The sequence below is a fragment of the Vibrio sp. Vb0304 genome (genome assembly GCF_033338995.1).
Lineage (GTDB): Bacteria > Pseudomonadota > Gammaproteobacteria > Enterobacterales > Vibrionaceae > Vibrio > Vibrio alginolyticus.
In genome coordinates, this window is the sequence record NZ_JAWOTT010000114.1 from 1 (window position 1) to 1,454 (window position 1,454).

The 1,454-nt window shown below is 41.2% G+C and carries 1 protein-coding gene; it reads left to right on the forward strand.

What is annotated here, in order from left to right:
• Window positions 1-242: 242 nt before the first annotated feature.
• Entirely contained in the window at window positions 243-1,148 is a 906-nt protein-coding gene (locus R7P35_RS24245; protein ID WP_005460156.1) for a hydrogen peroxide-inducible genes activator, read from the forward strand.
• Window positions 1,149-1,454 lie beyond the last annotated feature (306 nt).

Genomic DNA, 1,454 nt, shown 5'->3' on the forward strand with positions numbered 1-1,454 from the left:
CTGCTGCAGTAAAATCAGGGGCTTGACGACCTACTAGTACCATTTTTTTGCTCCTAAAAAGTATGGTTAGTTCCAAACCGAATACAGTAATGTCGGTTTGGTCCGTGTTTGTTCGAGACAAACTATAGTACAGATTGTAGTATTGAAAAAAGCGAAATAAATAGATTGAGTTAATCGAAAAAAGCGATAACAACAAAACTATTAACTCGATCACTGGAACAGCGGTAGATACAAATACAATTATGAATAAATGGCCCAGTCTGAAGCAGTTACATTATTTAGTGACACTGCATGAAACTCGACATTTTAGCGAGGCAGCAGAACGCTGCTTTGTCAGTCAATCAACGTTAAGTAAAGGGATTCAGAATCTTGAAGAGTTGATCGGTTGTCCGCTTTACGAAAAGAAAGACAAGAAAAGCCCGTTGGTTTTTACCCAGACGGGAGAAATGGTCGTAAAGCAAGGTCGAGAGCTATTGGCCAAAGGACAAGATTTAGTAGAACTTGGCCGATTATGTCAGGGCGATGATATGAAAGGCCAGTTGAAGGTTGGGTGTATTCCGACGATTGCACCGTTCTTATTGTGTGACCTCGTCCAAGAGGTGAATTATCGATTCCCTCAGCTAAACCTTCTATTAAGAGAAGACACCACCACCAATTTGTTGCAAGCGCTGCGTCATGGTGAGTTAGATGTACTGATCTTAGCGTTGCCAGTTGAAATCGATGGTATGGAGAGTCGCGTCGTCGGCAAAGATCCGTTCCGTATGGTGATCAGTGCAAACCAAGTCGATTCGATTCCTGTACCGATCCGTTATGACGATCTGCCGGATGAGTCGGTGTTCCTATTAGAGAAAGAGCATTGTTTAACTGAACATGCAGTTTCAGCTTGTAAGCTGACCGATAAAGAGAAAATTAACCCGTTTACGGCAACCAGCTTACATACCTTGGTGCAGATGGTCGCGAACGGCTTAGGTACCACTTTTATTCCTCAAATGGCAATCGAACACGGCTTGTTACACAACCAAAATTTGGTGGTGATCGACCCTCCTGGCCAGCAAGCGTATCGCGAAATTGGTTTGGTTTGGCGCCCTAGTTCATCAAGAACAAACACTTTTAACCAACTTGCAGATGTGGTTTCCGAACTGCTTTAGCTATTAGTATTAGCCTTTACTTCCTCACTATTTCTCTAAAAGCGCACTGGAAACGGTGCGCTTTCTAGTATTTTATTCTGTCGGTGAACTTTGACTTGTAAAATTTCACAGCTTTATTTTCGTGAAGCTTTCATAAAATAGTGAAATTTCACAATGTTAATTTTACACAATTGGCTGCGCATTGTGTTTAACCTCCGTTTAAATTCCTTACGCTAGACCTTATGAGTACAAGGTTTTCTCGCTTGCCTCTATATTCCTACGCCTGTTTTAAATCATATTTCATTGCAAAATTTAATGTAATTTAAT